General features: G+C 62.8%; 21 protein-coding genes and 1 riboswitch. Of the genes, 10 read left to right on the top strand and 11 right to left on the bottom strand.

What is annotated here, in order from left to right:
• Window positions 1-33 precede the first annotated feature (33 nt).
• From IEJ03_RS07185 to IEJ03_RS07200, 4 genes are all read left to right on the top strand, one after another.
• The gene (locus IEJ03_RS07185; protein WP_192036961.1) at window positions 34-1,386 is read left to right on the top strand and encodes an O-antigen ligase family protein; all 1,353 of its coding nucleotides are present in this window, start codon (window positions 34-36) and stop codon (window positions 1,384-1,386) included.
• Between the two features lie 161 nt (window positions 1,387-1,547).
• Window positions 1,548-2,894 (top strand): UDP-glucose/GDP-mannose dehydrogenase family protein, encoded by a 1,347-nt coding sequence (locus IEJ03_RS07190; RefSeq protein WP_192036962.1) that lies wholly within the window; start codon window positions 1,548-1,550, stop codon window positions 2,892-2,894.
• Between the two features lie 47 nt (window positions 2,895-2,941).
• A complete protein-coding gene (locus tag IEJ03_RS07195) occupies window positions 2,942-4,051 on the top strand; it encodes a glycosyltransferase family 4 protein (RefSeq protein WP_242458082.1) in 1,110 nt (369 codons plus the stop codon).
• Between the two features lie 370 nt (window positions 4,052-4,421).
• On the top strand, window positions 4,422-4,559 hold the full coding sequence (locus IEJ03_RS07200; protein ID WP_192036964.1) for a hypothetical protein: 138 nt from the start codon (window positions 4,422-4,424) through the stop codon (window positions 4,557-4,559).
• 2 nt (window positions 4,560-4,561) lie between these two features.
• Here the strand turns inward: IEJ03_RS07200 and IEJ03_RS07205 are convergent, their stop codons facing one another.
• From IEJ03_RS07205 to gloB, 9 genes are all read right to left on the bottom strand, one after another.
• The gene (locus IEJ03_RS07205) at window positions 4,562-4,975 is read right to left on the bottom strand and encodes a DUF4399 domain-containing protein (protein WP_202884396.1); all 414 of its coding nucleotides are present in this window, start codon (window positions 4,973-4,975) and stop codon (window positions 4,562-4,564) included.
• Between the two features lie 183 nt (window positions 4,976-5,158).
• On the bottom strand, window positions 5,159-5,800 hold the full coding sequence (thiE, locus tag IEJ03_RS07210; protein WP_192037232.1) for a thiamine phosphate synthase: 642 nt from the start codon (window positions 5,798-5,800) through the stop codon (window positions 5,159-5,161).
• Window positions 5,793-6,596, bottom strand: coding sequence for a hydroxyethylthiazole kinase (thiM, locus tag IEJ03_RS07215; protein ID WP_347401005.1), 804 nt, complete (start codon window positions 6,594-6,596; stop codon window positions 5,793-5,795). The genes thiE and thiM overlap by 8 nt, the downstream gene beginning before the upstream one ends.
• 39 nt (window positions 6,597-6,635) lie before the next feature.
• A riboswitch (TPP riboswitch) is annotated at window positions 6,636-6,730 on the bottom strand.
• Window positions 6,731-6,777: 47 nt separating this feature from the next.
• A complete protein-coding gene (locus IEJ03_RS07220; RefSeq protein WP_192037234.1) occupies window positions 6,778-8,385 on the bottom strand; it encodes a dipeptide ABC transporter ATP-binding protein in 1,608 nt (535 codons plus the stop codon).
• Between the two features lie 4 nt (window positions 8,386-8,389).
• Entirely contained in the window at window positions 8,390-9,502 is a 1,113-nt protein-coding gene (locus IEJ03_RS07225; protein WP_192036965.1) for an ABC transporter permease, read from the bottom strand.
• Window positions 9,502-10,572, bottom strand: a complete 1,071-nt coding sequence (locus IEJ03_RS07230) for a microcin C ABC transporter permease YejB (RefSeq protein WP_192036966.1) — start codon at window positions 10,570-10,572, stop codon at window positions 9,502-9,504. Before IEJ03_RS07230 ends, IEJ03_RS07225 begins: the two co-directional genes overlap by 1 nt.
• Before the next feature lie 114 nt (window positions 10,573-10,686).
• Complete coding sequence (locus IEJ03_RS07235) at window positions 10,687-12,501, bottom strand: extracellular solute-binding protein (RefSeq protein ID WP_192037235.1); 1,815 nt, start codon at window positions 12,499-12,501, stop codon at window positions 10,687-10,689.
• A 191-nt stretch (window positions 12,502-12,692) separates the two neighbouring features.
• Window positions 12,693-13,880, bottom strand: coding sequence for a transglycosylase SLT domain-containing protein (locus IEJ03_RS07240; protein ID WP_192036967.1), 1,188 nt, complete (start codon window positions 13,878-13,880; stop codon window positions 12,693-12,695).
• A 68-nt stretch (window positions 13,881-13,948) separates the two neighbouring features.
• Window positions 13,949-14,716 carry a hydroxyacylglutathione hydrolase gene (gloB, locus tag IEJ03_RS07245; RefSeq protein ID WP_192036968.1) on the bottom strand — a complete coding sequence of 256 codons (768 nt, stop codon included), beginning with the start codon at window positions 14,714-14,716 and terminating at the stop codon, window positions 13,949-13,951.
• A gap of 409 nt (window positions 14,717-15,125) precedes the next feature.
• Between gloB and IEJ03_RS07250 the strand changes: the two genes are divergently transcribed.
• The 4 genes from IEJ03_RS07250 to nudC all read left to right on the top strand — a co-directional run bounded on the left by IEJ03_RS07250 (window position 15,126) and on the right by nudC (window position 17,997).
• A complete protein-coding gene (locus tag IEJ03_RS07250; protein WP_242458083.1) occupies window positions 15,126-15,872 on the top strand; it encodes a methyltransferase domain-containing protein in 747 nt (248 codons plus the stop codon).
• Window positions 15,865-16,326, top strand: coding sequence for a ribonuclease HI (gene rnhA / locus IEJ03_RS07255; protein ID WP_192036969.1), 462 nt, complete (start codon window positions 15,865-15,867; stop codon window positions 16,324-16,326). Before IEJ03_RS07250 ends, rnhA begins: the two co-directional genes overlap by 8 nt.
• A gap of 115 nt (window positions 16,327-16,441) precedes the next feature.
• A complete protein-coding gene (dnaQ, locus tag IEJ03_RS07260) occupies window positions 16,442-17,212 on the top strand; it encodes a DNA polymerase III subunit epsilon (protein WP_192036970.1) in 771 nt (256 codons plus the stop codon).
• Window positions 17,212-17,997, top strand: a complete 786-nt coding sequence (gene nudC / locus IEJ03_RS07265) for an NAD(+) diphosphatase (RefSeq protein WP_192036971.1) — start codon at window positions 17,212-17,214, stop codon at window positions 17,995-17,997. Before dnaQ ends, nudC begins: the two co-directional genes overlap by 1 nt.
• 75 nt (window positions 17,998-18,072) lie before the next feature.
• On the opposite strand, the gene IEJ03_RS07270 is transcribed toward nudC, so the two are convergent.
• Entirely contained in the window at window positions 18,073-18,381 is a 309-nt protein-coding gene (locus tag IEJ03_RS07270; protein WP_192036972.1) for an SCP2 sterol-binding domain-containing protein, read from the bottom strand.
• Between the two features lie 187 nt (window positions 18,382-18,568).
• On the opposite strand from IEJ03_RS07270, the gene sohB reads away from it, so the two are divergent.
• Entirely contained in the window at window positions 18,569-19,603 is a 1,035-nt protein-coding gene (sohB, locus tag IEJ03_RS07275) for a protease SohB (protein WP_192036973.1), read from the top strand.
• 196 nt (window positions 19,604-19,799) lie between these two features.
• Here sohB and IEJ03_RS07280 read toward each other — a convergent pair whose 3' ends face one another.
• Complete coding sequence (locus tag IEJ03_RS07280) at window positions 19,800-20,126, bottom strand: metalloregulator ArsR/SmtB family transcription factor (protein WP_192036974.1); 327 nt, start codon at window positions 20,124-20,126, stop codon at window positions 19,800-19,802.
• Window positions 20,127-20,529: 403 nt separating this feature from the next.
• On the opposite strand from IEJ03_RS07280, the gene IEJ03_RS07285 reads away from it, so the two are divergent.
• Window positions 20,530-22,527, top strand: coding sequence for a propionyl-CoA synthetase (locus IEJ03_RS07285; RefSeq protein ID WP_277950348.1), 1,998 nt, complete (start codon window positions 20,530-20,532; stop codon window positions 22,525-22,527).
• Window positions 22,528-22,592: the final 65 nt, after the last annotated feature.

Raw genomic sequence — 22,592 nt, forward strand, 5'->3', positions numbered from 1 at the left:
TGTAATGGCTTATCCTGTTTGTAGGCTAAGTCGATGACTGCGTGGGTGTGGCAAGGGGTTAATAGCTGGCTGTTGTTTGCTTTCCTGGCGCTGTTGATCGTGGTGCCCATGGGATACGCGCTTGTGCCACTACTGTGTCTGGGCGTGTGTCTCGTAGCTGTGTCAGATGGCGCTTTGGGAGCAGGCTGGCGAATCTCACGGCTGGACTGGGAAGACGGTTTATGGTGCTTGGCACTGCTGGTTTTTGCTGCCAGCTGGCTTGGCGATGTCGCCCGGACACTGAAATGGCCGGAATCCGCCACGGGGAATGGCATAGGCATGCCGCTGTGGCCCATTTTGGGCGCTGTTTTGCTGATATGGTTACGCTGTCACGGCCCGACCGCGCGGCATTGGTGGCTGGGTCTTTCGAGCGGCGCTTTGGCAGCAGGCTTCATTGCGCTTTTTGAAAGACTGGTTCTTGCATACTCACGCGCCAGCAATAACATGAATGCTATCCCGTTTGGCAATTTGGCCTTGCTGCTTGGCTTTCTGTCCTGGCTGGCAGCGCTTTGGTGGATATATCGGCTACCCCAACCTCGTCGCTCCGATCACCGTTACTACCTTTTGCTATCTGTGGCTGGCGGCATGGCTGGCCTGTTGGCATCGTTGCTATCCGGTACACGCGGCGGCTGGTTGGCGATGCCATTACTCGCTTTGATGCTCTATGTGGCCTGGCACCAGATGCCCAGAAGAGAACGACCACGGTCGATAGCGCGATATGTAGGATGTGGAGCTCTGCTTTTGGCCGTCATGCTAGTGGCTGTTCCTCAAACGGGGGTCAGTCACCGTCTGGTCGCAGCTGTCGCCGACGCGCAAGAATACTGGCAAGGCGAAGATCGCGATGGATCTGTCGGCCTTCGCTTGGAGATGTGGTTCGGTGGTTTTCAGCTCTTTGCAGAGCGTCCATGGACAGGATGGGGAGAGGGTCGTCTGGAAGCCGCTCGAGATGCCTTGGTGGTGCGACATATCCTGCATCCCGGCGTCAGTTACTATGATCAACTGCACAGCGACATTATCGATACGGCGGCCCGCAGGGGAGTGCTGGGGCTCTTCAGTTTGGCGATGCTCTATGGAGTGCCTCTGTTCCTTTTCTCCCAACGGCTCAGAGTCTGCTTGCCTGGTGTGAGGATATTGGCCATAGCGGGCATAATGACGCCTTTGGCGTTCATGGTTTTCGGGCTTACGCAATCCATGCTCCGCGATGTGCACGGCCTGAGCGGCTACCTCGGCCTCAGCATCGGTTGCTGGGTGATACTGAGGCGCGAAGAGCAGCGTGGTTTGTACCAAGAAGGTGGCCGTTCCTGCCGGTGCTACATTGCCGGCGCCCCTGGCGGCGAGCCGCGATGAGCACGCTCATCACTGCTTTCGGCATGCTAGCGGGCATTCTCCATACCCATTCTGGCCTTGCATGTGTACCATTCCTGCCCGAAACGGCATGTGACTGGGCGTAAGCGTTTGAGCGCGGGTCACCAGAGACTTACAGGTTATTTATTGGTAGGAGTAACGACATGAAGATCACCATTTTCGGCACGGGGTACGTGGGGCTGGTCACCGGGACCTGCCTGGCCGATGTGGGGCATGATGTCGTCTGCATGGATGTGGATGCCGACAAGATCGCCCGCCTGCATGAGGGCGAGATTCCGATTTTCGAGCCGGGGCTGGAAAGCATGGTGACCGCCAATGTGGCGGCGGGGCGGCTGCGCTTCACCACAGACTCGGCCGAGGCGGTAGCCCATGGGCGGCTGCAATTCATCGCCGTGGGTACGCCACCCGACGAGGACGGCAGCGCCGATCTCAAGTACGTGCTGGCGGTGGCCAAGACCATCGGCGAGCACATGGACGAGCATAAGGTCATCGTTGACAAGTCCACCGTGCCGGTGGGCACTGCCGATCGCGTGCGTGCCGCCGTCGCCAGCACCCTTGCCGAGCGTGGCGTGGAAATCGACTTCGATGTCTGCTCCAACCCGGAATTCCTCAAGGAAGGGGCGGCCATCGAGGACTTCAGTGGCGGCGCCCGCATCGTGGTCGGCACCGACTCCGAGCGCGTCAAGGCGCTGATGCGCGAGTGCTACAGCCCCTATAACCGCAACCATGAAAAGATGATGTTCATGGACGTGCGCGCTGCCGAGCTGACCAAGTATGCGGCCAATGCCATGCTAGCGACCAAGATCAGTTTCATGAACGAGATCGCCAATCTGGCCGAGCGCCTGGGCGCCGACGTCGAACAGGTGCGCCAGGGCATTGGCAGTGATCCGCGCATTGGTTATCACTTCATCTACCCAGGCTGCGGCTACGGCGGCTCATGCTTTCCCAAGGACGTCCAGGCGCTGGCACGCACCGCCGGCGAGGTCGACTATCCGGCCGACTTGCTCAATGCCGTCGAGAGTGTCAATCGCCGCCAGAAGAGCACCCTGTTTGCCAAGCTCAACCAGGCCTTCGATGGTGACCTGTCCGGCAAGACCATCGCCCTGTGGGGGCTGGCCTTCAAGCCCAACACCGATGACATGCGCGATGCGCCGAGCCGTGATGTCATGGAGGCCCTATGGGCCGCCGGTGCGAGGGTGCAGGCCTATGATCCGGAGGCCATGAAGGAATGTCGCCGGATCTATGGCGAACGCGATGACCTGGTACTGGTCGCCGATCGCATCCAGGCGGTGAAGGGTGCCGATGCGCTGGTGATCTGCACCGAGTGGAAGGAATTCCGCATTCTCGACTTCGATTGGCTGAAGGCGCAACTCGCCATGCCGGTGGTGGTGGATGGGCGCAACCTGTTCTCGCCGAAGGCGGTCAAGGATGCCGGGCTGATGTATTACGCCGTGGGGCGCGGTGATTCCCTAGCGTCCGCTTCAGCATGAGGGCAGAGGTCATCAGAAGACGCAAGGCGGCGATTGCGATTCGACAGGTGGAAAAGTCCACTGGTGCCAGTCGTGTCGCCTTGGCACAAGCGAAGCTCCTGAATGAGCTGGGGTTTGAGGTATCGCTACTGGTCGAGCGGGGCAATGCCGAGGTTATTGCGGATCATGGTGCCTCGATCGTTAAGATGTGGCGTTGGCCCTTCAAGGGCGCCTTTCGGAGATTCTGGTTCAATCGGCGGGTTCAGGCCTGGCGTCGCCGGCATCGTCCGGATGTCTTGCTAAGCCATGGCGACTGTGAAACCTCGGATACCGTCTATGTGCATAACTGCGTTCATTTGGCTGAACACTATATTCGTGGGCGTAAGCTCCCTGGGGGGCATGAGGTTGCATCGATCCATGATCATGTGCTCGGCGGCGGCAAATTCCGTCAGGTGGTTGTCAACTCTCGTTTGATGGGCAATGAGCTGTCGCATCGTTATGGGATTGATCCTGCCAAAATCGAGGTCAGCTATCCGGGGTACGATCCGCACCAGTTCAACGTTCAGCACGCCCGCGCTGAACGAGCCCTCAAGCGCCAAGAACTGGGCGTGACCGAGGGTGAAAAGTTAATCGGTCTCGTTACGTCGGGGAACTTCGCCAAGCGCAACGTCGCCGGCTTCATCGAGATGGCAGCCGAACTACAGCGCCGGTATCCGGGACGTTACCGCTTCTTGGTGGTTGGAAAAGACAAGTCGACCAAATATCAGCAGCAGGCACTCGATTCGGGGGTCGCCGACCGTTTCGTCTGGCGCTCGATGGTGCCTGACGTAGAGACTGTCTTTGGCTCACTAGATCTGTTCGTCCTGCCCGCCCACATTGAAGAGTTTGGTTTGGTAGTGGCGGAGGCTATGGCTTGCGGGACCCGCGTACTGGTTTCTGATCGTGTCGGAGCTTCTGAGTTGCTGAAAGATAACCATCCCGATCTAGTGATGCAGCATGAAGCGGACTGTGATGATTGGGCAACGAGGATTGCGTCCTTGGTCGACAGTGAAGACCTATCCAATGGGGATGTACTTGCCAGCTATGTTCAACAATTCTCCTATCTAGCACAACGAGAAAAACTAAGGGCCAGCCTGCAACGCTTGGCTACCGAGGGAAACAACAATACCGATTACTAAGCCCTGGCTGGGGAGGTTCTGCTGGCTGGGCTTTTGCAAGTAAAAGAAAATGCTGGCGAATTGATCCCTTTTCGCCGCCTTGTGCGGAAGCTTTCAGTGCATGATGGTATAAACCTCATTGCACTGAAAGCCTCCCAACTGCCATGTCCGAGATGCGTTCAACCGCTTTACCTGCGGCCAGATCCCCCAAGCTGTTAAGACGCCAGATGATCGTCAGCAACCGTTTCCTAGGGCTCCATCAGCTAGTGCTGGGAGCGATCCTATCTCCTCTATCGTGTGGGGAACGCAGGCGCTCCAGAATCAGTCCTGGCAATGGTGGTGGATACCGCTGGCCATTGCAGCCGGTTGGGGGCTGGTTGAGCTGCTCTTCTTGCCGAGACGGCTAGCGATCCATCGCCTGGCCGTGAAGGAAAGCCGTGACGAAGTCACCTATCTGGCCCTGAAGCATGGCGTGGCACTTCAGGAGATCAGGCTCACCGACAAGGAAGTCGAGGGTAAGCCTGATTAGGGCTATTCGACCACATTCACCGTGATGGTGGAGGACCAGTCGGGGCCATAGGAGCGGTGCTCGCCATCGGCGAACTGAAGCGTCAGCGTGTGTTCGCCCGGTGACAGGCTGAGCTCGTGACTGGTCTGACCGCCGCCGAAGTGGATATGGGCATCGTCGGCGGGAATCACCTCTCCCTTGGCCACCGGCCCTGCGTCAATGATCAGGTGATGGTGGCCGGTACTCTCCTCGATGGTGCCCGCGGGCTGCACATGCATGCCCATCACCTCCATTTCCACCTGTATCGGGTTTGATACTTCAGCACCGTCCTCAGGGCTTGCAAACCCGACGCCCTCCATGGCGATTGCCGGTACGGCCAGCATCGTCAGTGCCAGTGCAGCCAGCCAGCGGCCGCATCTTTGGTTCAGTGTCTTCATCTCGGCATCCCCCAGCGTGTCATGGTCCAGCACAGCATGATGGCATCTTGCTGGTTGAGACACAGCAAGATGCCTGCCTGCACTCAGCGTAGCCGTTTTATGCTGCACCGTTCAGTCCTCGTTCAGCCCCAGAAGGCAGGGAGAGGCCGCTGGCTTATTCATGAATAACCCTTGTCGGGCGCCTCAGCGATCGGCTTGGCCGAATGCAGTGGCGGCGGCTTGCGGATCTGCTTGACCGCAGATCGCAGAGATGACCGCCAGTCCATCGGCGCCTGCTTGCCTGACGGCCTTCACGTGATCTGCGTTCAAGCCGCCGATGGCCACCGTGGGCAACACACTGGCCGTCGCCAGGGCGGCGAGCCCCTCCATTCCGAGTGGCGGTGCATGATCCTGCTTGGTCGAGGTGGCGAATACCGGGCCCAGGCCAAGGTAATCGAGCGGCTCGGGATCCAGAGTTGCAAGCTGAGTGCAGTTTTCGACCGACAGCCCCAGAATGGCTCGAGGGCCCAGGCACCGACGCGCCTCGGCCACGTCACCGTCTCCCTGGCCGATATGTAGGCCATCTGCCTTGGCGGCGAGGGCAACTTCCAGGCGGTCGTTGATGATCAAGGGGACACCAGTACCCTGAAGCGCTGTCATCAGTGTGCGGGCCTGGGCGGTGAGCTCGGTATCGGTGGCGGTCTTGTCACGCAGCTGAATCATCGTGACCCCGCCACGTACGGCGCCAAGCACGGTGTCGATGAGCCCTGCCTGGGCGCATAGCTCGGCATCGGTGACCAGGTAAAGGGACAAGTCGAATGCCTTCGATGGATGATGATTAGACATGTTCGATCTCCAGGTGACGCCCTGACAGTGCGCCGGCGTCGAGGCCATGCAAGGCGTCGAGAAAGGCCACCGAGAAACTGCCGGGTCCCTTGGCGTCCTTGCCGGCCCGTTCGCCGGCGGCGGCATAGCCGTCAAGGGCCGCGACGGTGGCGGCAAAGATGTCCTCGGCATCGGCGATGAAGGCTGCGACGACGCCGGTTAGCGAGCACCCCAGGGTCGTGACCTTGGGCATGAGTGGATGGCCTCCCTCGATCCTTGCCAGGCGCTGGCCGTCGGTCACGATATCCTGTTCCCCGGTGACGGCGACAACGGCGCCGGTCTGCCGCGCCAGCTGAAGGGCGGCGTCGAGCGCGCTATCGGCAGCGTCGGTGCTGTCGACGCCTCGTCCGCCCGAGCTCTGATTCACCAGCGCCATGATTTCCGAGGCATTGCCGCGGATCACTGTGGGGGACAGAGCGACCAGCTGACGGGCCGTCTGGCGGCGGTAAGTGGTGGCGCCGACCGCGACCGGGTCCAGCACCCAGGGCGTGCCGGTAGTCTGGGCGGCGCTGGCGGCCTCGATCATGGCATCGACCCAGTGCGGTGACAGGGTGCCGATGTTGATGGTCAAGGCCTGGGCGAGGCCGGCGAATTCACCGGCTTCCTCGCGCGCATGCACCATGGCTGGAGAGGCGCCGATCGCCAACAGGACGTTGGCCATGGAATTCATGGCGACGAAGTTGGTGATGTTGTGGATCAGCGGCGACGTTTCGCGCACGCGTGCTAGGTGAAGAGCAGGATTCACTGTGGTCATCATGGGCCTCCATCGCGGAGGCGACCGTGGGCAGAGGCTGGATGAGCCTGCCACACGACTCCCTCCGCCGGCATTATCCGGGTCAGGTTCGAAGGGTGCCTCTCAGCCGGCGAGCACCGGCGCCCCTGTCATCAAGAAAAGGTACTATCCCCGCCGACTGCCTGGCTGTAAAGCCCGCAGCGATTCAGCCGGAGGACGGCGCCAGGCCGGCGGCCTCGACCAGTGCCCGGGTGTAAGGGGTCTGAGGATCACCCAGCACCTGCTCGCTTAAGCCTTCCTCGAGCACCTCGCCGTCCTTCATCACCATCACCCGGTGAGCCATGGTGCGCACCACGGCCAGATCATGACTGATGAACAGGTAGCTCAGTCCGCGTCGTGCCTGCAGGTCACGCAGCAGTTCGACCAACTGCTTCTGTACGGTGCGATCCAGCGCCGAGGTGGGTTCGTCGAGCACCACCAGTTCCGGCTCGAGGATGATCGCCCGGGCCACGGCGATGCGCTGGCGCTGACCGCCGGAGAACTCATGCGGGTAGCGGGAGGCACAGTCGGCGGGCAGCCCGACCTCGAGCAGCGTCGCCTGAACGCGCCGCTCGACTTCGGCATCCTCGAGCTCGGGGTGATGAAAGCGCAGCCCCTCGCTGATGATCCTGGCCACCGGCAGGCGCGGTGAAAGCGAGCCATAGGGATCCTGGAAGACAATCTGAAAGCGTCGGCGTTGCTTGCGCAGGGCCGTGCCGCTGAGCGTGTCCAGGCGCGCTCCTGAGAAGTCGATCTCGCCATCGCTTGCGATCAGGCGCAGCAGCGCCATGGCGAGGGTGGTCTTGCCGGAACCGGACTCACCGACGATGCCGAGGGTCTCGCCGCGGCGCAGGGTCAGATCAAGTGGCTCCACGGCCACGAAGGGCGCCGGGGTCTTGGCGAAGAGGCGCTTGGAGCGCGAGAAGGCCACGCGCAAGCCCCGTGCGGCGAGCAGCACGGGCGGTGTGTCGAGTGGCAGTGGGCGGCCGCGAGGCTCGGCATCCAGCAGGGTGCGGGTATAACGACTCTGGGGATCACGGAAGACCCGCTCCACCGGACCGGTTTCCTGTTCGCGCCCCTGATAGAGCACGCAGACCCGATCGGCATGACGGCGTACCAGGTTCAGGTCATGGGTGATCAGCAGCATGCCCATGCCATGGCGCTCGCGAAGCTCCCTGAGCAGGGCGAGGATATCCTGCTGCACGGTGACATCCAGCGCCGTGGTGGGCTCATCGGCGATCAGGAGATCCGGTTCATTGGCGATCGCCATGGCAATCATGACGCGCTGGCGCTGGCCGCCGGACAGCTGATGGGGCCAGGCATCGAGCAGCTCATCGGGGCGCGGCAGCTTGACCTGGATAAGAAGATCGCGGGCTCGTGCGCGGGCGGCCTTGCCGCTGAGGCCCTGATGCAGGCGCAGGCTCTCGCCAATCTGTTTCTCGACGGTGTGCAGTGGGTTCAGCGAGGTCATGGGCTCCTGAAAGACGAAGCCGACCCGACTGCCCAGCAAGCCCTGCCAGTCTCGCCGCTTCAGCGTCGCCAGGTCCGTGTCACCGAGTCGGCGAGAACCGTTGACGCTTGCGTTGTCGGGCAGCAGGTTCATGGCCCCCAGGGCGCTGACTGACTTGCCGGAGCCGGATTCACCGACCAGGGCCACGGCCTCACCCGCGTGGACGGTGAGTGACAGCGCGTCGACGACCGTCTGGCCGTCGAAGCCGATGCTCAGGTCATCCAGGCGCAGCAGGGGGCGGGCGTGATGGGGGGGGATAGACATCGTCTCAGGCATCGTCCGTGCTCCTGATGGCGGCCGGGGTGGTCGCGGGCGTGGCGGTCGCCTTGGGGCTCGCCTGGATGTGGCGCGGGTCGAAGGCATCGCGAAGGCCTTCGCCGATGAATACCAGCAGCGAGAGCATCAGCGACAGGCTGACGAAGGCGGTGATGCCGAGCCAAGGTGCCTGCAGGTTGTTCTTGCCCTGCGCCACCAGCTCGCCCAGCGACGGCGATCCAGGCGGCAGACCGAAGCCAAGGAAGTCCAGTGCGGTCAGTGTGGTAATGGCGCCGGTGAACAGAAACGGAATGAACGTCAGGGTGGCGACCATGGCATTGGGCAGTACATGGCGCCACATGATCAGGTAGGAGGGCAGGCCCATGGCCTTGGCGGCGCGCACGTATTCGAGATTGCGGGCGCGCAGGAACTCGGCGCGCACCACATCGACGAGCCCCAGCCAGGAGAACAGTAGCATGATGCCGAGCAGCCACCACAAATTGGGCTCCACCAGGCTTGCCAGGATGATCAGCAGGAACAGCACCGGCAACCCTGACCAGATCTCGATCAGGCGTTGGCCTATCAGGTCGACCTTACCGCCGAAGTAGCCCTGCACGCCGCCGATGACCACCCCCATCGCCAGCGAGCCGATGGTCAGCACCAGCGCGAAGACCACCGATAGCCGGAAGCCATAGATCACCCGGGCCAGTACATCGCGCCCCTGGTCGTCGGTGCCCAGCCAGTGACGCCCATCCGGCGAGGAGGGAGCCGGCCGGCTCAGCTCCATGTCCAGGGTCTGGTAGGAATAGGGGATCGGCGGCCATAGCATCCAGCCGTCTGCCTCGATGGCCTCGCGCACATAGGGGTCCCGGTAGTCGGTGGCGGTGGGCAGAAAACCGCCGAATTCGGTTTCCGGGTAGTCGACCAGCAGCGGGACGTACCAGTCGCCCTGATAGCGCATGACCAGTGGCTTGTCGTTGGCGATCAACTCGGCACCGAGGCTCAGGATGAACATGCAAAGGAACAACCAAAGCGACAGCCGAGCGCGGCGGTTGCCGCTGAAGACGGCCAGGCGGCGGCGCGTGATCGGCGACAGTGACTGATGAAAGCGGGTGAAGAGCGTCATCAGGCCTCCCTGGTCGCGAAATCGATGCGCGGGTCGACCCACACGTAGGTCAGGTCGGAGATCAGTTTAAGGATCAGTCCGATCAGGGTGTACAGGTAGAGGGTGCCGAAGATCACCGGGTAGTCGCGTTGCATCACGGCCTCGAAGCCCAGCAGACCGAGGCCGTTCAGGGAGAAGATGACCTCGATCAACAGCGAGCCGGTGAAGAAGATGCCGATCAGCGCCGAGGGCAGCCCGGCGATGATGATCAGCATGGCGTTGCGAAAGACGTGGCCGTAGAGCACCTGGCGGTCGCTGGCGCCCTTGGCCCGCGCGGTAAGCACGTACTGCTTGTGAATCTCATCGAGAAAGCTGTTCTTGGTTAGCATGGTCAGGGTGGCGAAGCTGCCGATGGCGGAGGCCAGCACCGGCAATGAGATATGCCAGAAGTAGTCCTTGATCTTGCCCCAGGTCGAAAGCGTATCGAAGTCCGGTGAGGTCAGGCCACGCAGCGGAAAGACATCGAAGTAGCTGCCGCCGGCGAACAGCACGATCAGGAGGATCGCGAACAGGAAACCGGGAATCGCATAGCCGACGATCACCAGGCCCGAGGTCCAGACATCGAAGGGCGAGCCGTGGCGCAGGGCCTTGCGTACCCCCAGCGGAATCGAGATCAAGTAGACCAGCAGGGTCGTCCAGAGCCCCAATGAGATCGAGACCGGCAATCGTTCGATCATCAACTCGATGACCGGGCGGTCGCGGAAGAAACTCTCGCCGAAGTCGAAGGTGGCGTAATCGCCCAGCATGTCGAGGAAACGCTCATGCGCGGGCTTGTCGAAGCCGAACTGCTCCTCGAGCTGGGCGATGAAGCGCTCCTCGACGCCCCGCGAGCCGCGGGACTCACCTTGGATGCGATCGCCCCCTCCGCCCTCCAGGCGGGTGCTGGCCGAACTGTCCAGGCCCTGGAAGCGGGCCAGCATCTGGTCGATGGGGCCGCCGGGCGCGGCCTGAACGATCACGAAGTTGAGCAGCAGGATCCCCAGCAGGGTGGGAATCATCAGCAGCAGGCGGCGCAGGACGTAGGCGGCCACGGTGAGTCCTTATGAATGTGTCGGTAGTGCGTGGTACTTGCGTGGTTCAGGCGGCCCGGGCGCGTCGCAGGGGCCGCCATGGGCCATGGCTCTTCAGTTCTTCAGATATGTGGGTCAGCGGCTGCGTTGGCGCTTTCGAATCTCGATTGCCCGGTCCGGATCTACCCACCAGGCGGCCAGGTCCAGATTGTATTCCGGAAACGGCTGAGGATAGGCGAACATGTCCCACAGTGCGATCCGCGTCTTGTCGAGGTGCCACTGGGGCACCACATAGTGTCCATGGCGAAGGACCCTGTCCAGGGCTCGGGCGGCGGTATTCAGCGCCTCGCGGCTGTCGGCGCGAATCAGGGTCTCGACCAGGGAATCGATCACCGGGTTTTCCAGGCCGATGAGGTTGCGGCTCTGAGGCTTGTGGGCATAGGCGCTGGTCCAGAACTCGCGTTGCTCGTTACCGGGATTGTTCGATTGCGGGAAGCTGCCGACGATCATGTCGTAATCGAAGCTGCGCAGCCGGTTCAGGTACTGGTTGACGTCGACGATACGGATGTCGCCATCAACGCCGAGCCGGGCCAGGTTGCGCAGTAGCGGCTGGACGACCCGTTCGAACTGGGTGTCGTAGAGCAGGACCTCGAGGCGCAGCGGCTCGCCGGTCTCCACCTGCGTCATTACCCCGTCGCGCACCACATAGCCGGCCTCATTCAAGAGCTCCAGGGCCTTGGCCAGGCGCGGGCGGAGCTTCTCGGGTTCTTCGAGCGGCAGCGGGGTCTCGAAGACGGCCGCGGGCAGCTGGTCCCGGTGGGGCTCGAGGAGTGCCAGCTCGTCCACTGAGGGCAGGGCCGTGGCCGCCATCGGTGAATTCTCGAAGAAGCTTTCGGTGCGCTCGTAGGCGCCATAGAAGAGGTTGTCATTGAGCCAGGGAAAGTCGAAGGCCAGGTTGATGGCCTCGCGCACCTGTGGGTCCTGGAAGGTCTCGCGGCGCAGGTTCATCACATAGGCCTGCATACCGGAGGGCTGGCCGTCGGGAATGTTCAATTGCTTGACCAGGCCGTTTTCGGCGGCCGGGAAGTCATAGGCGGTGGCCCATTGGCGGGCGCTGGATTCGATCCGCATGTCCAGATTGCCGGCCTTGAAGGCTTCCAGGGCCACGGTCTGATCCCGATAGTAGTCATAGACCAGCTCGTCGATATTGTGGCGGCCCTGATTGACCGGCAGGTCCTTGCCCCAATAGTCCTCGACCCGCGCATAGACGATGCGTCGGCCTGGCTGCACCTCGCTGATGCGATAGGGCCCGGAGCCCAGCAGAGGGTCCAGCGTCGTGGCGGTGAAGTCGCGCTCTGCCCAGTAGTGCTCGGGCAGGATCGGCAGCTGACCGATGATCAGCGGCAGCTCCCGGGAGTTGTTCGGGGCGAACTCGAAGCGGACGGTGTCGTCATCCAGCGCCCGGACCTCGGTGACGTCCGCGTAGTAGGCCGCATAGAAGGGCTGTCCCTGTTCGGTCAGGGTCTCGAAGCTGAACACCACGTCGCTGGCCTCGACCGGCTCACCGTCGTGGAAGCGGGCCTCGGGGCGCAGGTCGAACTCGATCCAGCGTCGCTCCGGGTCCAGTCGCATGCCCTCTGCCAAGAGGCCATAACTCGAAAAGGTCTCGTCGGGGTTGCCCTGGAGCAGGGTGTCGTAGATCTGGCTCAGGTCGGCGGCGGCGGTGCCACGCACGATGAAGGGGTTGGTGGAATCGAAACTGCCGCCGATCGCCGCCCGCAGCAGGCTTCCGCCCTTGGGGGCGGCGGGATTGACGTAGGGGAAGTGGCTAAAGTCTTCCGGCAGAGCAGGCTCACCATAGAGCGCCAGGCCATGCACTGTGGCGACCGGAGAGGACGCCTGGGCAAAAGCGGGCAAGAGCAGGGCGACGGCGGCGAGCCATGGGCCCATCGAGCGACCGCTGCTCGAGTGGGCGCGGAGAGGCAGAGAGGCAGTGATCATCGGTGACGTCCTTGAATCCGGTCAGGCGGCTACGGGTCTGGTGACCCGAGCCCAGCGGATAAGGTGTCAGCCCATGCGTGACTTGTAAACTCTGCCGACCGCTGACGCCGGGGAAAGGTCGTAAATTCGCCTCGGGCGCCCTAGCCGTTGGAGGCGAGGATGGTCTGGTCGGGGATGTAGAGCGTCTGACCGGCGCGAATCATGTCGCCGCTGAGGCCATTTCGCTGGCGAAGGGATGCCAGGCTGACGTTGTGCTGGTCGGCGATGACCGAGAGGTTGTCGCCACTGCGCACCACGTAGCGCACGGCTCCGGTAGAGACATTATCCAGGTTGGCCAGCAGGGTGTCCTTGGCATCGGCCGGCACCACCAGTTCCGGGGTGTAGGCCGGGTCCGCGAAGCCATCCAGGTGGCCGGGATTGAGTGCCGCGAGTCGACGCGGGCTGACGTCCGCCATCTCGGCCAGGCGCTCGAGGCTCAGGGGGACATCGACCTCCACTGCGGCGACGGCAGGGGTGTTGTCGATGGTCGGTAGCGACAGCGCATAGCGCTCGGGATCATTGATGATCGCCGAGATCGCCAGCAGCTTGGGGACATAGTCCATGGTCTCGCCCGGCAGGCGCAGGTGCCAGTAATCGGTGGGTTCGCCGCGGCTCGCGGCGGCGCGGCGTGCCCTGTTGACGGTGCCGGCACCGGCGTTATAGGCCGCCAGCGACAGCTCCATGTCGCCCTCGTACCACTGATCGGCCTGTCCCTCGAGGTAGTCGAGCGCCGCCTCGGTGGCGGCGACCACGTCGAGGCGGCCGTCATAACCCCGAGTGCGAGTCAGCCCCAGGGCATCACCGGTGCGCGGCATGAACTGCCATAGCCCGGAGGCGCCGCGATGGCTGCGCGCCCGGGTATCGAAGGCGCTTTCGATGAAGGGCAGCAGGGCGATCTCGCCGGGCAGGCCTCGTGCTTCGACACGACTGGTAATCCAGTGCATCCAGGGGCGTGAGCGCTCGATGATATCGGCAATGCTCTCGGGGTGCGCCTGATAATGGTCGATCCACTCCTGAACGCGGGGATGATCGATCTCGTCCTGCCAGGCGAAGCGCTGGCGCAGGATGTCCCAGAATCCTTGAGGCTCCAGGACCAGCGCATCCCAGAAGTGCATTGCCGGCTGCTCATTGGCCTTGAGGGTTGTCGGGCGGTCGTCGTCGGTGCGCGGGCTCTGGCCAGGATGATAGGTGCTGGCCTTGGCGGCTACGGCGGCCAGGGTCAGGCTGCTAATGATAAGGGTGCCGGCCAGGCCAATGGCCCGGCGACGTGCGGTGATGTAGGTTGACATAGAGCTAGGCGTCCTCGTGGGCGCAGTGGTGAAGCGTCCAGGGGCTGATGGGTCGGGGCCGGGATGCGTCAGAACGCATCCTTCCAGGCGCGAAGGGTGGCGAAGGTGGCGAGCGGCGTGTCGGCATCGCCCTGGGTGGCAGCGGCCCGCTGAACGCCGGGCTGGTCGCTGCGCAGGAACGGGTTGATCTGCAGCTCGCGGGCCATGTTGCTGGGCAGCGTCGGGCGCTCCAGCTCTCGCGCCCGCTGGCAGTCACGCTGGTAGGCATCCAGCAGGGCATTGTCGGGATCGGCTGCCTTGGCGAAACGCAGGTTGGCTAGGGTGTATTCGTGAGCGGCGAACACCAGCGTGTCGCCGGGCAAGGCGGACAGGCGCGACAGCGAGGCATGCATCTGCTCGGCGGTGCCCTCGAACATGCGACCGCAGCCGCCGGAGAATAGGGTGTCGCCGCACAACAGCAGGGGAGGGACGCCGGCGGCAAAGAAGGCGATGTGATCCAAGGTGTGGCCGGGAACCGCCATCACCTCGAAGCGACGCCCCATCACCAGGCATTCGTCCCCATCACTAAGCCGCTCGTCGATGCCGTCGATGCGCGGGTTATCCGGGCCGATGACGCGAGGACGGTAGCGCTGGATCAGCTCGGGCAGGCCGCCGGTATGGTCCGGATGATGATGGGTGATCAGGATGGTGGCGAGGGTCAGGCCCTCGCGCTCCAGGGTTTCGATTACCGGCGCCGCATCGCCCGGGTCGACAACGGCTACCTTGTCGCTGGTGTCCTGGCGAAGGAGCCAAATGTAGTTGTCGTTGAAGGCCGGGATCGGTGTCACGCTCAGCATGGAATAGGTCCTCGAATATGGCTGCATCAATTCAGGCGGCTCGTGCTGCTATGTTGTGCTCAGCAGTTGCGAACAGGGAGCCTGACGCGCATGGTGAGGGCGAGGGTCGCCATCTTGCATGAGCCGGCCAGGGATCAGCGCTGTTCGTCATCATCCTGATTGCGCCATGACGGTACCGTCATGGCGTATCTGCCATAATTCCTGACAAGACTACTCGAGAGCGATGCCTGTTAACGGTGTCAACGAAGCTTCAGATCGGTCAGGGTCACGGGCAAAATCGCGATGATCCGATGGATCTGGCGCCTTTTTGACAGGCCATCCGAGACTTGAGCGGGATGGCGGTCGCCACAAATGGGCAACACTTTGGAGGCTTCGACATAGCGTGTCAAATTCATCCGACCCGATAGCCTTGGCTACTCTGGTCCGAGAGGCCCGCCGCTACTGGTCCAGCGCGGATGGCCGAGCCCATTGGGCCGCCGAGCGTGCCTGCCTGGGGCCGGTGTGCGAGCGCCTGTTCGGTACTCACAGCCTGGAGCTGGGCATGGCCCCAAGGCTCACGGACATGTGCCCGATCACCCATGCCATGCAGTGGTCACCGACGCGAGAGCTGGCCGATCAGCCGGCGACGCTGGTGTGCGCGCCGGATCAGTTGCCGCTTCCGGACGAGGCGCTGTCGCTGGTGCTGGTCCATCATCTGCTGGAAGTGGTGGACGATCCTCATCATGTCCTTCAGGAAGCGGCCCGGGTCACGGCGGATGATGGGCGTCTCCTGATCTTCGGTTGGGCGCCACAGGGCGTGTCAGGCTGGAACCGAGTGTTGCCGAACAGGCGACGGCAGTTGCCCTGGCGCGGGCAGTGGCGCACGCCGGGGAGGCTCAAGGACTGGCTGGCATTTGTCGACTTCGAGATCGAGCGGGTAGACTACTGCGGTTTTCACTGGCCGGGCAGCGCACCTCGCAATACCGGCCTCGAGGCCCTGGGCCGCCGCTATAACCTGCCGCTCGGGGATACGTTCATGATACGTGCCCGCCGCCGTTCTCGGCTGGCGAATGTCCAGCGACCGCGACTGACGCTGGGCTCCTCGCTCGGCGCCGCAACCGTGGGTCGGGCGACCGGGCTGGCGCGACAACCCGACAGGATGACCGAGGGTGACTGACACCGCATTGCCGAGCGTGACGATCTATACCGATGGAGCCTGCCGCGGAAACCCCGGCCCCGGGGGGTGGGGGGCGCTGTTGCAGAGCGGTGATCACGAGAAACGGCTCAAGGGATTCGAGGCCAGAACCACCAACAACCGCATGGAGCTGATGGCGGCGATCATGGCTTTGCGTGAGCTTAAGCGCGAGTGTGAGGTGGCGCTCTGGACCGACTCCCAGTACCTCCGCAAGGGCATCACCGAGTGGATCCATGGTTGGCAGAAGCGCGGCTGGAAGACGGCGTCGCGTCAGCCGGTGAAGAACGCCGAGCTCTGGCAGGAATTGCTGGAAGAGACGCATCGACACCGTATCGCCTGGCACTGGGTCAAGGGCCACAGCGGCCATCCCGGCAACGAGGCCGCGGATGCCCTGGCCAACGAGGCCATCGACGAGCACCAGGCCGCCCGCGCCTGACGACGATCACCAGCGTTTCGGCCTTATTCATCACAGACTCCGTGCGACCTCTTTTTCTATCCTGTCAGCCCTCTGCCGCTGGCCTTCAAGTTCGCCCCTACATTAGAGAGATATCATGCGTCAGATCATTCTGGATACCGAGACGACCGGCATCGATCCGCGGGATGGCCACCGCCTGATCGAGATCGGGGGCGTGGAGATGATCAATCGGCGCCTGACCGGGCGGACCTATCATCAGTTCATCAATCCGGAGCGGGCGATCGAGGAAGAGGCGATCGGCATTCACGGCATCACCAACGAGCGTGTCGCCGACGAGCCGGTGTTTGCTGCCATCGCAGATGAGTTCTGGGCCTTCATCGAGGGCGCCGAACTGGTGATTCACAACGCACCCTTCGATGTGGGCTTCATCGATCACGAGCTGTCGCTGCTCAACGCCAAGCGTGGCTCCTCGCTGGGGCCAGTGGCCGAGCATTGCCGAATCCTCGATACGCTGGTCATGGCGCGCAAGATGCACCCCGGGCAGCGCAATAGCCTGGATGCCCTGTGCAAGCGATACCAGATCGACAATGGCCACCGCGTGCTGCACGGGGCGCTGCTGGATGCCGAGATCCTGGCCGATGTCTATCTGCACATGACCGGCGGCCAGACGGCCCTGACCCTGGAGGCCCGGTCTGGCAATGAGCAGGAAAGCGCCCAGCACAGCAGCGGCATCCGGCGCCTAGACGACCAGCGGCCTCGCCTGGCGGTCATCGCCCCCGACGACGCTGAGCTGTCGGCGCATCATGCCAAGCTGGACGCCATTCGTGAGGCGGCGGGCGAGTGTGCCTGGGATGGCCTGCCGGGCTGGTCGCGGGTGCCTGCGTCTGGTGAGGGTGAGGCAGGCTGATGTTCCAACGCATTCTTCCCAAGGGAGCCACCAGGGGCTGGCTTTTACACCTGCATCGCGGGCGCATCGCTCCCGGTGAGGATGATGTGCCTCTGCGTGGGCCGACGCCCTGGCCGGCCGAGGCGCTGCCTCTCGGCTACTGGCAGGATGAGCCGGTCGCCCTGGTCTTCGACGATGACGATCCTTTGGCGGCGGAGCAATGGCCAGATGGGCGCGCCTGGCTGTCGCACTTGCCGGAGGCCTATTTTCCCCTGCTATCGACGGCCTTGCAGGTCGCCAACTGGTGGCAGGATCATCGCTTCTGTGGTCGTTGCGGGAGCCGAACGCGGCATGTGGCCTGGGAGTTTGCGATGCATTGCGACGCCTGCGGGCACCGCAACTATCCTCGGATATCGCCCTGCATCATCACCCTGGTGACTCATGGTGACGCCATGTTGCTGGGGCGCAGTCCGCGTTTTCCGGCGGGGCGCTACTCGACGCTGGCAGGGTTCATCGAGCCCGGGGAGTCGGCAGAGGAAGCCGTGCGTCGCGAGGTCGGTGAGGAAGTCGGGGTCTCGGTGGGACGCATCAGCTACTTCCGTAGCCAGGCCTGGCCATTTCCGCATTCGCTGATGCTGGGGTTCTTCGCCGAGGCGGCGAGCCGTAAGATTCGCATCGATGATCACGAGATCGCCGATGCCGACTGGTTCCTGCCCCAGGCGCTTCCTGAGCTGCCGCCACCCTTCTCGATTTCGCGCCAGCTGATCGAGACCCATCTAAAATCTGTCGCCGCTCGTGGTCACTGAGGGGGCAAACACGGCCGCTTAGGCAGAGCCGCGGCGCCACCCGTGCAAGGGGGTATGGCGCCGCGACGACACGGCTCAGCGGGGAAAAAGGCTGCTGAGGCGTGTGGCCAGCATGACGTTACCGGTCGCCTTGAGCTGGCCACTCATAAAGGCGCTCATGCCGCTGATATCGCCACTCATCACGCCCCTGAGGGTGTCGCTGGACATCGACAGCGTCACCGACGGGTCGTCGTGTTCACCTGCCTGGACATCCAAGTTGCCGTTCTTGACCACCAGATAATAGCTGCCCTTGTCGCTGAAATTGAACTGGAAGACATCGTCCATGCCTACGGCGGCTTGTGGGTCGAAGCGTGTCTGGAGCTTATCGAGTACATTGTCGGTCATGACGAATCCTTGAATGACGGTGGCGGCAAGGAGGGGCTGAAAGCGATAGCCTTTGATAGGGTGAGGCTATTTAAAGGGGATGTTTTAATCAAGTCTTTATCATGAGGGGCTGACAGACGCTTTTCCCTGCGTCCGGCAAGATGAGGCACACAGCCCAATGATCAGCCCCACGCCGAAGGAGAGTGGAGTGAACGACTGGCTACAGGATTATGCGTTATTTTTTGCTCAGGCCCTGACCCTGCTGGCCATGCTGGCGGTCGTCATGGTGCTGATCAACCGAGGTCGTGGTGAGGGGGAGGAGCGCGCTCAGCTGCGTATCGAGGAGCTGAACCAGCGCCAACGCAAGCGGGTACGGCGCCTGAAGGTGGCGGCCGCCGAGCCTCAGGGGCGTAAGCGGCTGCTGAAAGGCTTTCGCCGCGATGACAAGCGCAAACACAAGCAACAGCGTGATGATGCTTCGCAGGCTAATGTCTGGGTGCTCGATTTCCATGGAGACCTGAAGGCGTCCGGGACGTCGCGTCTGGCCGAGGAAGTTTCCGCGTTACTGGAGGTGGTGGAAGAGGGCGACGAAGTAGTGGTGCGTCTCGAGTCCGCCGGCGGGCTGGTCCACGCCTATGGGCTGGCCGCCGCCCAGCTGGATCGCCTGCGCGAGGCGGGCGTGACCACCCGCATCTGCGTCGACAAGGTGGCGGCGAGCGGCGGTTACATGATGGCCTGCTGTGCCGACAGGGTGCAGGTGGCGCCCTTTGCGGTGCTGGGCTCGATCGGCGTGGTGGCTCAGGTGCCGAATGTCCATCGTCTGTTGAAGCGTCACGATGTCGATGTCGAGGTACTGACCGCGGGACGCTACAAGCGCACGCTGACGGTGCTGGGGGAAAATACCGAGGAGGGGCGCGACAAGTTTCTCGCGGATCTGGAGCATACCCACGAACTCTTCAAGCGTCATATCGCCGAGCGACGCCCGTCGATGGATACCGAACAGCTGGCCACCGGCGAGATATGGTACGGCCGCGAGGCCGTCGAGAAGGGGCTGGCCGACGAGGTCATGACCAGTGATGCGTACCTGCTCTCGCGCATGCAGGAGGCGCGGGTCTTCTCCGTGCGCTTGGAAGCCCAGAAGCGTCTGCCCGAGCGGCTGGGGCTATCGCTGTCGGCCGGTGTCGAGCGTGGCGTGACTCGGCTGCTGGAAGCGGTGGATGCAAGCCGCTGGCTCAAGCGTTGACCGTCGGAGCTAACCCGGTGTCATGGTATCCCCTCGTCGGGCGACGGGGCGTGAGCGTGTCCAGGCGCTTCACATAAGCCCCGTCTCAAGTCCATCTGGTCAACGCCGAGTAGCTGGAGGCACGGGCCGTCACCATCGCCCGATGGTGACGGCCCGTGCGCGTCTTGTGCTGTCGGCTACTTGGGTTTCACCACAATCAGGAGGCCTGGTTCAGGAAGAGCCGGCTCAGGGCATCGATGACGATCCGCGCCTGATCACCCTGCAGAGAATAGTAGATGGTCTGCGACGCTCGCCGGGTGGTGACCATGCCTTCCCGGCGGAGAATGGCCAGATGTTGAGAGAGGGCGGATTGACTGAGGCTCAGGCGCGCATTCAGCTCGGAAACAGAGAGCTCGGCCTCTTCGAGAAGGCAGAGAATGCGGAGCCGGTTTTCGTTCGCCATGGCCTTGAGTAGCGAAGTGGCCGAGCTCAACACGGGATCTCCGGCTTCAAGCAGTTGGATGGCGGGTTGCCGCGGGCTCATGAAGTGGTCTCCTGGCGGTGCGGTCGTGCAATCGTGGTATCACCAGCGAGGCATGCAGGACACGCAGGATGGGAAATGCCGATTGATCACCTTCCCTGGCAGGTTGCCGGCACCGTTGTCGTATGTCGCCCTTCGAGAAACGGAGCGGCCAATAATGAGGCTTTCTACGAAGTCATCGGATGGATGTTTCTCGCCTCATTAAGCGATTCTTTTATATTGGTTTAGTAAAATTTTATTAACACTGCAAGCATGAATCACTTAAGTCTAACGTAGTATCAACGCTTGGCTGGCGGGGGTAGGCGGCAAGGTGTGCCCTGATGAGCGATGTTTTTGTCAACAATATTACCGTAAAGATCAATAATTAGCCCATTGTCGCAGAGAAAATCCTGAAGAAAACTCTAGAGTGTCAACAATCATCTCGCACGGGTCGACTTGCCGTTGCGCCGGCACTGTCGTCGAGGACGCTCATTTCAAGAAGGGTGCTGCCATGAGCCGCTATCAGGATGCCTACCGTCATGCCATCGATTCCCCCGAGTCTTTCTGGGCCGAAGAGTCTCGTCGTATCCCCTGGATGACACCGCCCAAGACCATCCTCGAGCATGACGAGCAGGGGCATGCTCGCTGGTACGTGGATGGTGAAATGAACACCTGCCATGCCGCGCTGGACTACCACGTCGATCAGGGTCGCGGAAATCAGGCCGCCGTGCTGTGGGACTCGCCGGTGACCGGGCAGCGCCGGCGACTGAGCTACCGGGAATTGCGCGATGAGGTGGCGGTCTTTGCCGGAGCGCTTGAAAAGCTGGGCGTCGCCAAGGGCGATCGCGTGGTGATCTATATGCCCATGGTGCCTGAGGCACTGGTGGCCATGTACGCCTGCGCGCGACTGGGCGCCATTCATTCGGTGGTGTTTGGCGGCTTTGCCCCCCATGAACTCGCCATGCGCATCGACGATGCCGAGCCAAAGGTGGTGGTGGCGGCCTCCTGCGGGATCGAGATCGATCGGGTCATTCCCTACAAGCCGATGCTTGATGAGGCACTGACGCAGAGCCGACATCAGCCTGAGGGCTGCGTCATTCTGCAGCGCGACCAGGCGCGGACCGAACTCGGTCCACGGGACCATGACTGGGTGTCGCTGGTCGGTGAAGCCGAGCCGGTGGCCTGTGTGCCGGTCAAGGCCACCGATCCGTTGTATATTCTTTACACCTCAGGCACCACCGGGAAACCCAAGGGCGTGGTGCGCGACAATGGCGGTCATGCCGTGGCGCTGCATTATTCCATGGATGTCATCTACGACATGGCTCCCGGAGAGGTGTTCTTCTCGGCCTCTGACGTGGGCTGGGTGGTGGGGCATTCCTATATCGTCTATGCCCCGTTGCTGCGCGGCTGCACCACCCTGGTCTATGAGGGCAAGCCGGTGCGCACGCCGGATGCTGGCGCCTTCTGGCGGTTGATCGCCGAGTATGGTGTGAAGACGTTCTTCACCGCCCCGACGGCCTTTCGCGCCATCAAGAAGGAGGACCCGGACGGCAAGTGGCTCGAGAAGTACGACATCTCCTGCCTCAAGTCCTTGTTCCTGGCCGGTGAGCGACTCGACCCGCCGACCTACCACTGGCTCAATGACCTGCTGAAGGTGCCCGTGATTGACCACTGGTGGCAGACCGAGACCGGCTGGCCGATTGCCGCCAATCTACAGGGACTCGCGCCCGTGCCCAGCAAGGCAGGCTCGGCGACCTTCCCCGTGCCCGGCTTCAATGTTCAGGTGCTGGGTCGCGATGGCGAACCGGTGACGGTGGGAGAAGAGGGCAGCGTGGTGATTCGCGAGCCGATGCCTCCGGGTTGCCTGGCGGGCATCTGGGGGGATCCCTTGCGCTTCCAGCAGGCCTACATGTCGGCGTTCCCGGGCTGTTACCTGACTGGCGATGGTGGTCACTTCGATGAAGACGGGTATCTCTTCATCATGGGGCGTACCGATGATGTCATCAATGTCGCCGGGCATCGCCTCTCCACAGGGGAAATGGAGGAGGTGCTTGGCGGCCATCCCGCCGTCGCCGAGTGTGCGGTGATTGGCATTCACGATGCGCTGAAGGGGCAGGTGCCGGTAGGGCTGGTCATTCCCAAGGATGGCTTCGACGGCGACGAGCCTGCCCTCGAGGAGGCACTGATGGCCCTGGTGCGCGAGCGGATTGGCGCCATCGCCAGTCTCAAGCAGGTGCTGGTGGTAAACCGCTTGCCCAAGACCCGGTCGGGCAAGATCCTGCGCAAGTTGCTGCGCACCATCGCTGATGGCAAGGAGTTCGCGATTCCCTCTACCATCGATGATCCGACCAGCCTGCAGGAGGTGCATGATTTGATGTGCGAACGCGACCTGGGCCTGGCGAGTCAGGCCCAGTCCCGGGACTGATCCTGCGGGGGGATGACGACCTGTTGTACATGATGGCTGTCGCGACACTGCCAGTCAGCGCCGGT

Source organism: Halomonas sp. YLGW01, assembly GCF_014840935.1.
GTDB lineage: Bacteria > Pseudomonadota > Gammaproteobacteria > Pseudomonadales > Halomonadaceae > Onishia.

Excerpts from the sequence above, each read along its gene's own strand:
- thiM (WP_347401005.1), bottom strand. The coding sequence starts at position 6,596 with ATGATGACCACAGTGAATCCTGCTCTTCACCTAGCACGCGTGCGCGAA.
- IEJ03_RS07190 (WP_192036962.1), top strand. The coding sequence starts at position 1,548 with ATGAAGATCACCATTTTCGGCACGGGGTACGTGGGGCTGGTCACCGGG.
- dnaQ (WP_192036970.1), top strand. The coding sequence starts at position 16,442 with ATGCGTCAGATCATTCTGGATACCGAGACGACCGGCATCGATCCGCGG.
- IEJ03_RS07220 (WP_192037234.1), bottom strand. The coding sequence starts at position 8,385 with ATGTCTATCCCCCCCCATCACGCCCGCCCCCTGCTGCGCCTGGATGAC.
- gloB (WP_192036968.1), bottom strand. The coding sequence starts at position 14,716 with ATGCTGAGCGTGACACCGATCCCGGCCTTCAACGACAACTACATTTGG.
- thiE (WP_192037232.1), bottom strand. The coding sequence starts at position 5,800 with ATGTCTAATCATCATCCATCGAAGGCATTCGACTTGTCCCTTTACCTG.
- IEJ03_RS07270 (WP_192036972.1), bottom strand. The coding sequence starts at position 18,381 with ATGACCGACAATGTACTCGATAAGCTCCAGACACGCTTCGACCCACAA.
- IEJ03_RS07225 (WP_192036965.1), bottom strand. The coding sequence starts at position 9,502 with ATGACGCTCTTCACCCGCTTTCATCAGTCACTGTCGCCGATCACGCGC.
- IEJ03_RS07185 (WP_192036961.1), top strand. The coding sequence starts at position 34 with ATGACTGCGTGGGTGTGGCAAGGGGTTAATAGCTGGCTGTTGTTTGCT.
- IEJ03_RS07280 (WP_192036974.1), bottom strand. The coding sequence starts at position 20,126 with ATGAGCCCGCGGCAACCCGCCATCCAACTGCTTGAAGCCGGAGATCCC.
- IEJ03_RS07235 (WP_192037235.1), bottom strand. The coding sequence starts at position 12,501 with ATGGGCCCATGGCTCGCCGCCGTCGCCCTGCTCTTGCCCGCTTTTGCC.
- IEJ03_RS07240 (WP_192036967.1), bottom strand. The coding sequence starts at position 13,880 with ATGTCAACCTACATCACCGCACGTCGCCGGGCCATTGGCCTGGCCGGC.
- IEJ03_RS07205 (WP_202884396.1), bottom strand. The coding sequence starts at position 4,975 with ATGAAGACACTGAACCAAAGATGCGGCCGCTGGCTGGCTGCACTGGCA.
- nudC (WP_192036971.1), top strand. The coding sequence starts at position 17,212 with ATGTTCCAACGCATTCTTCCCAAGGGAGCCACCAGGGGCTGGCTTTTA.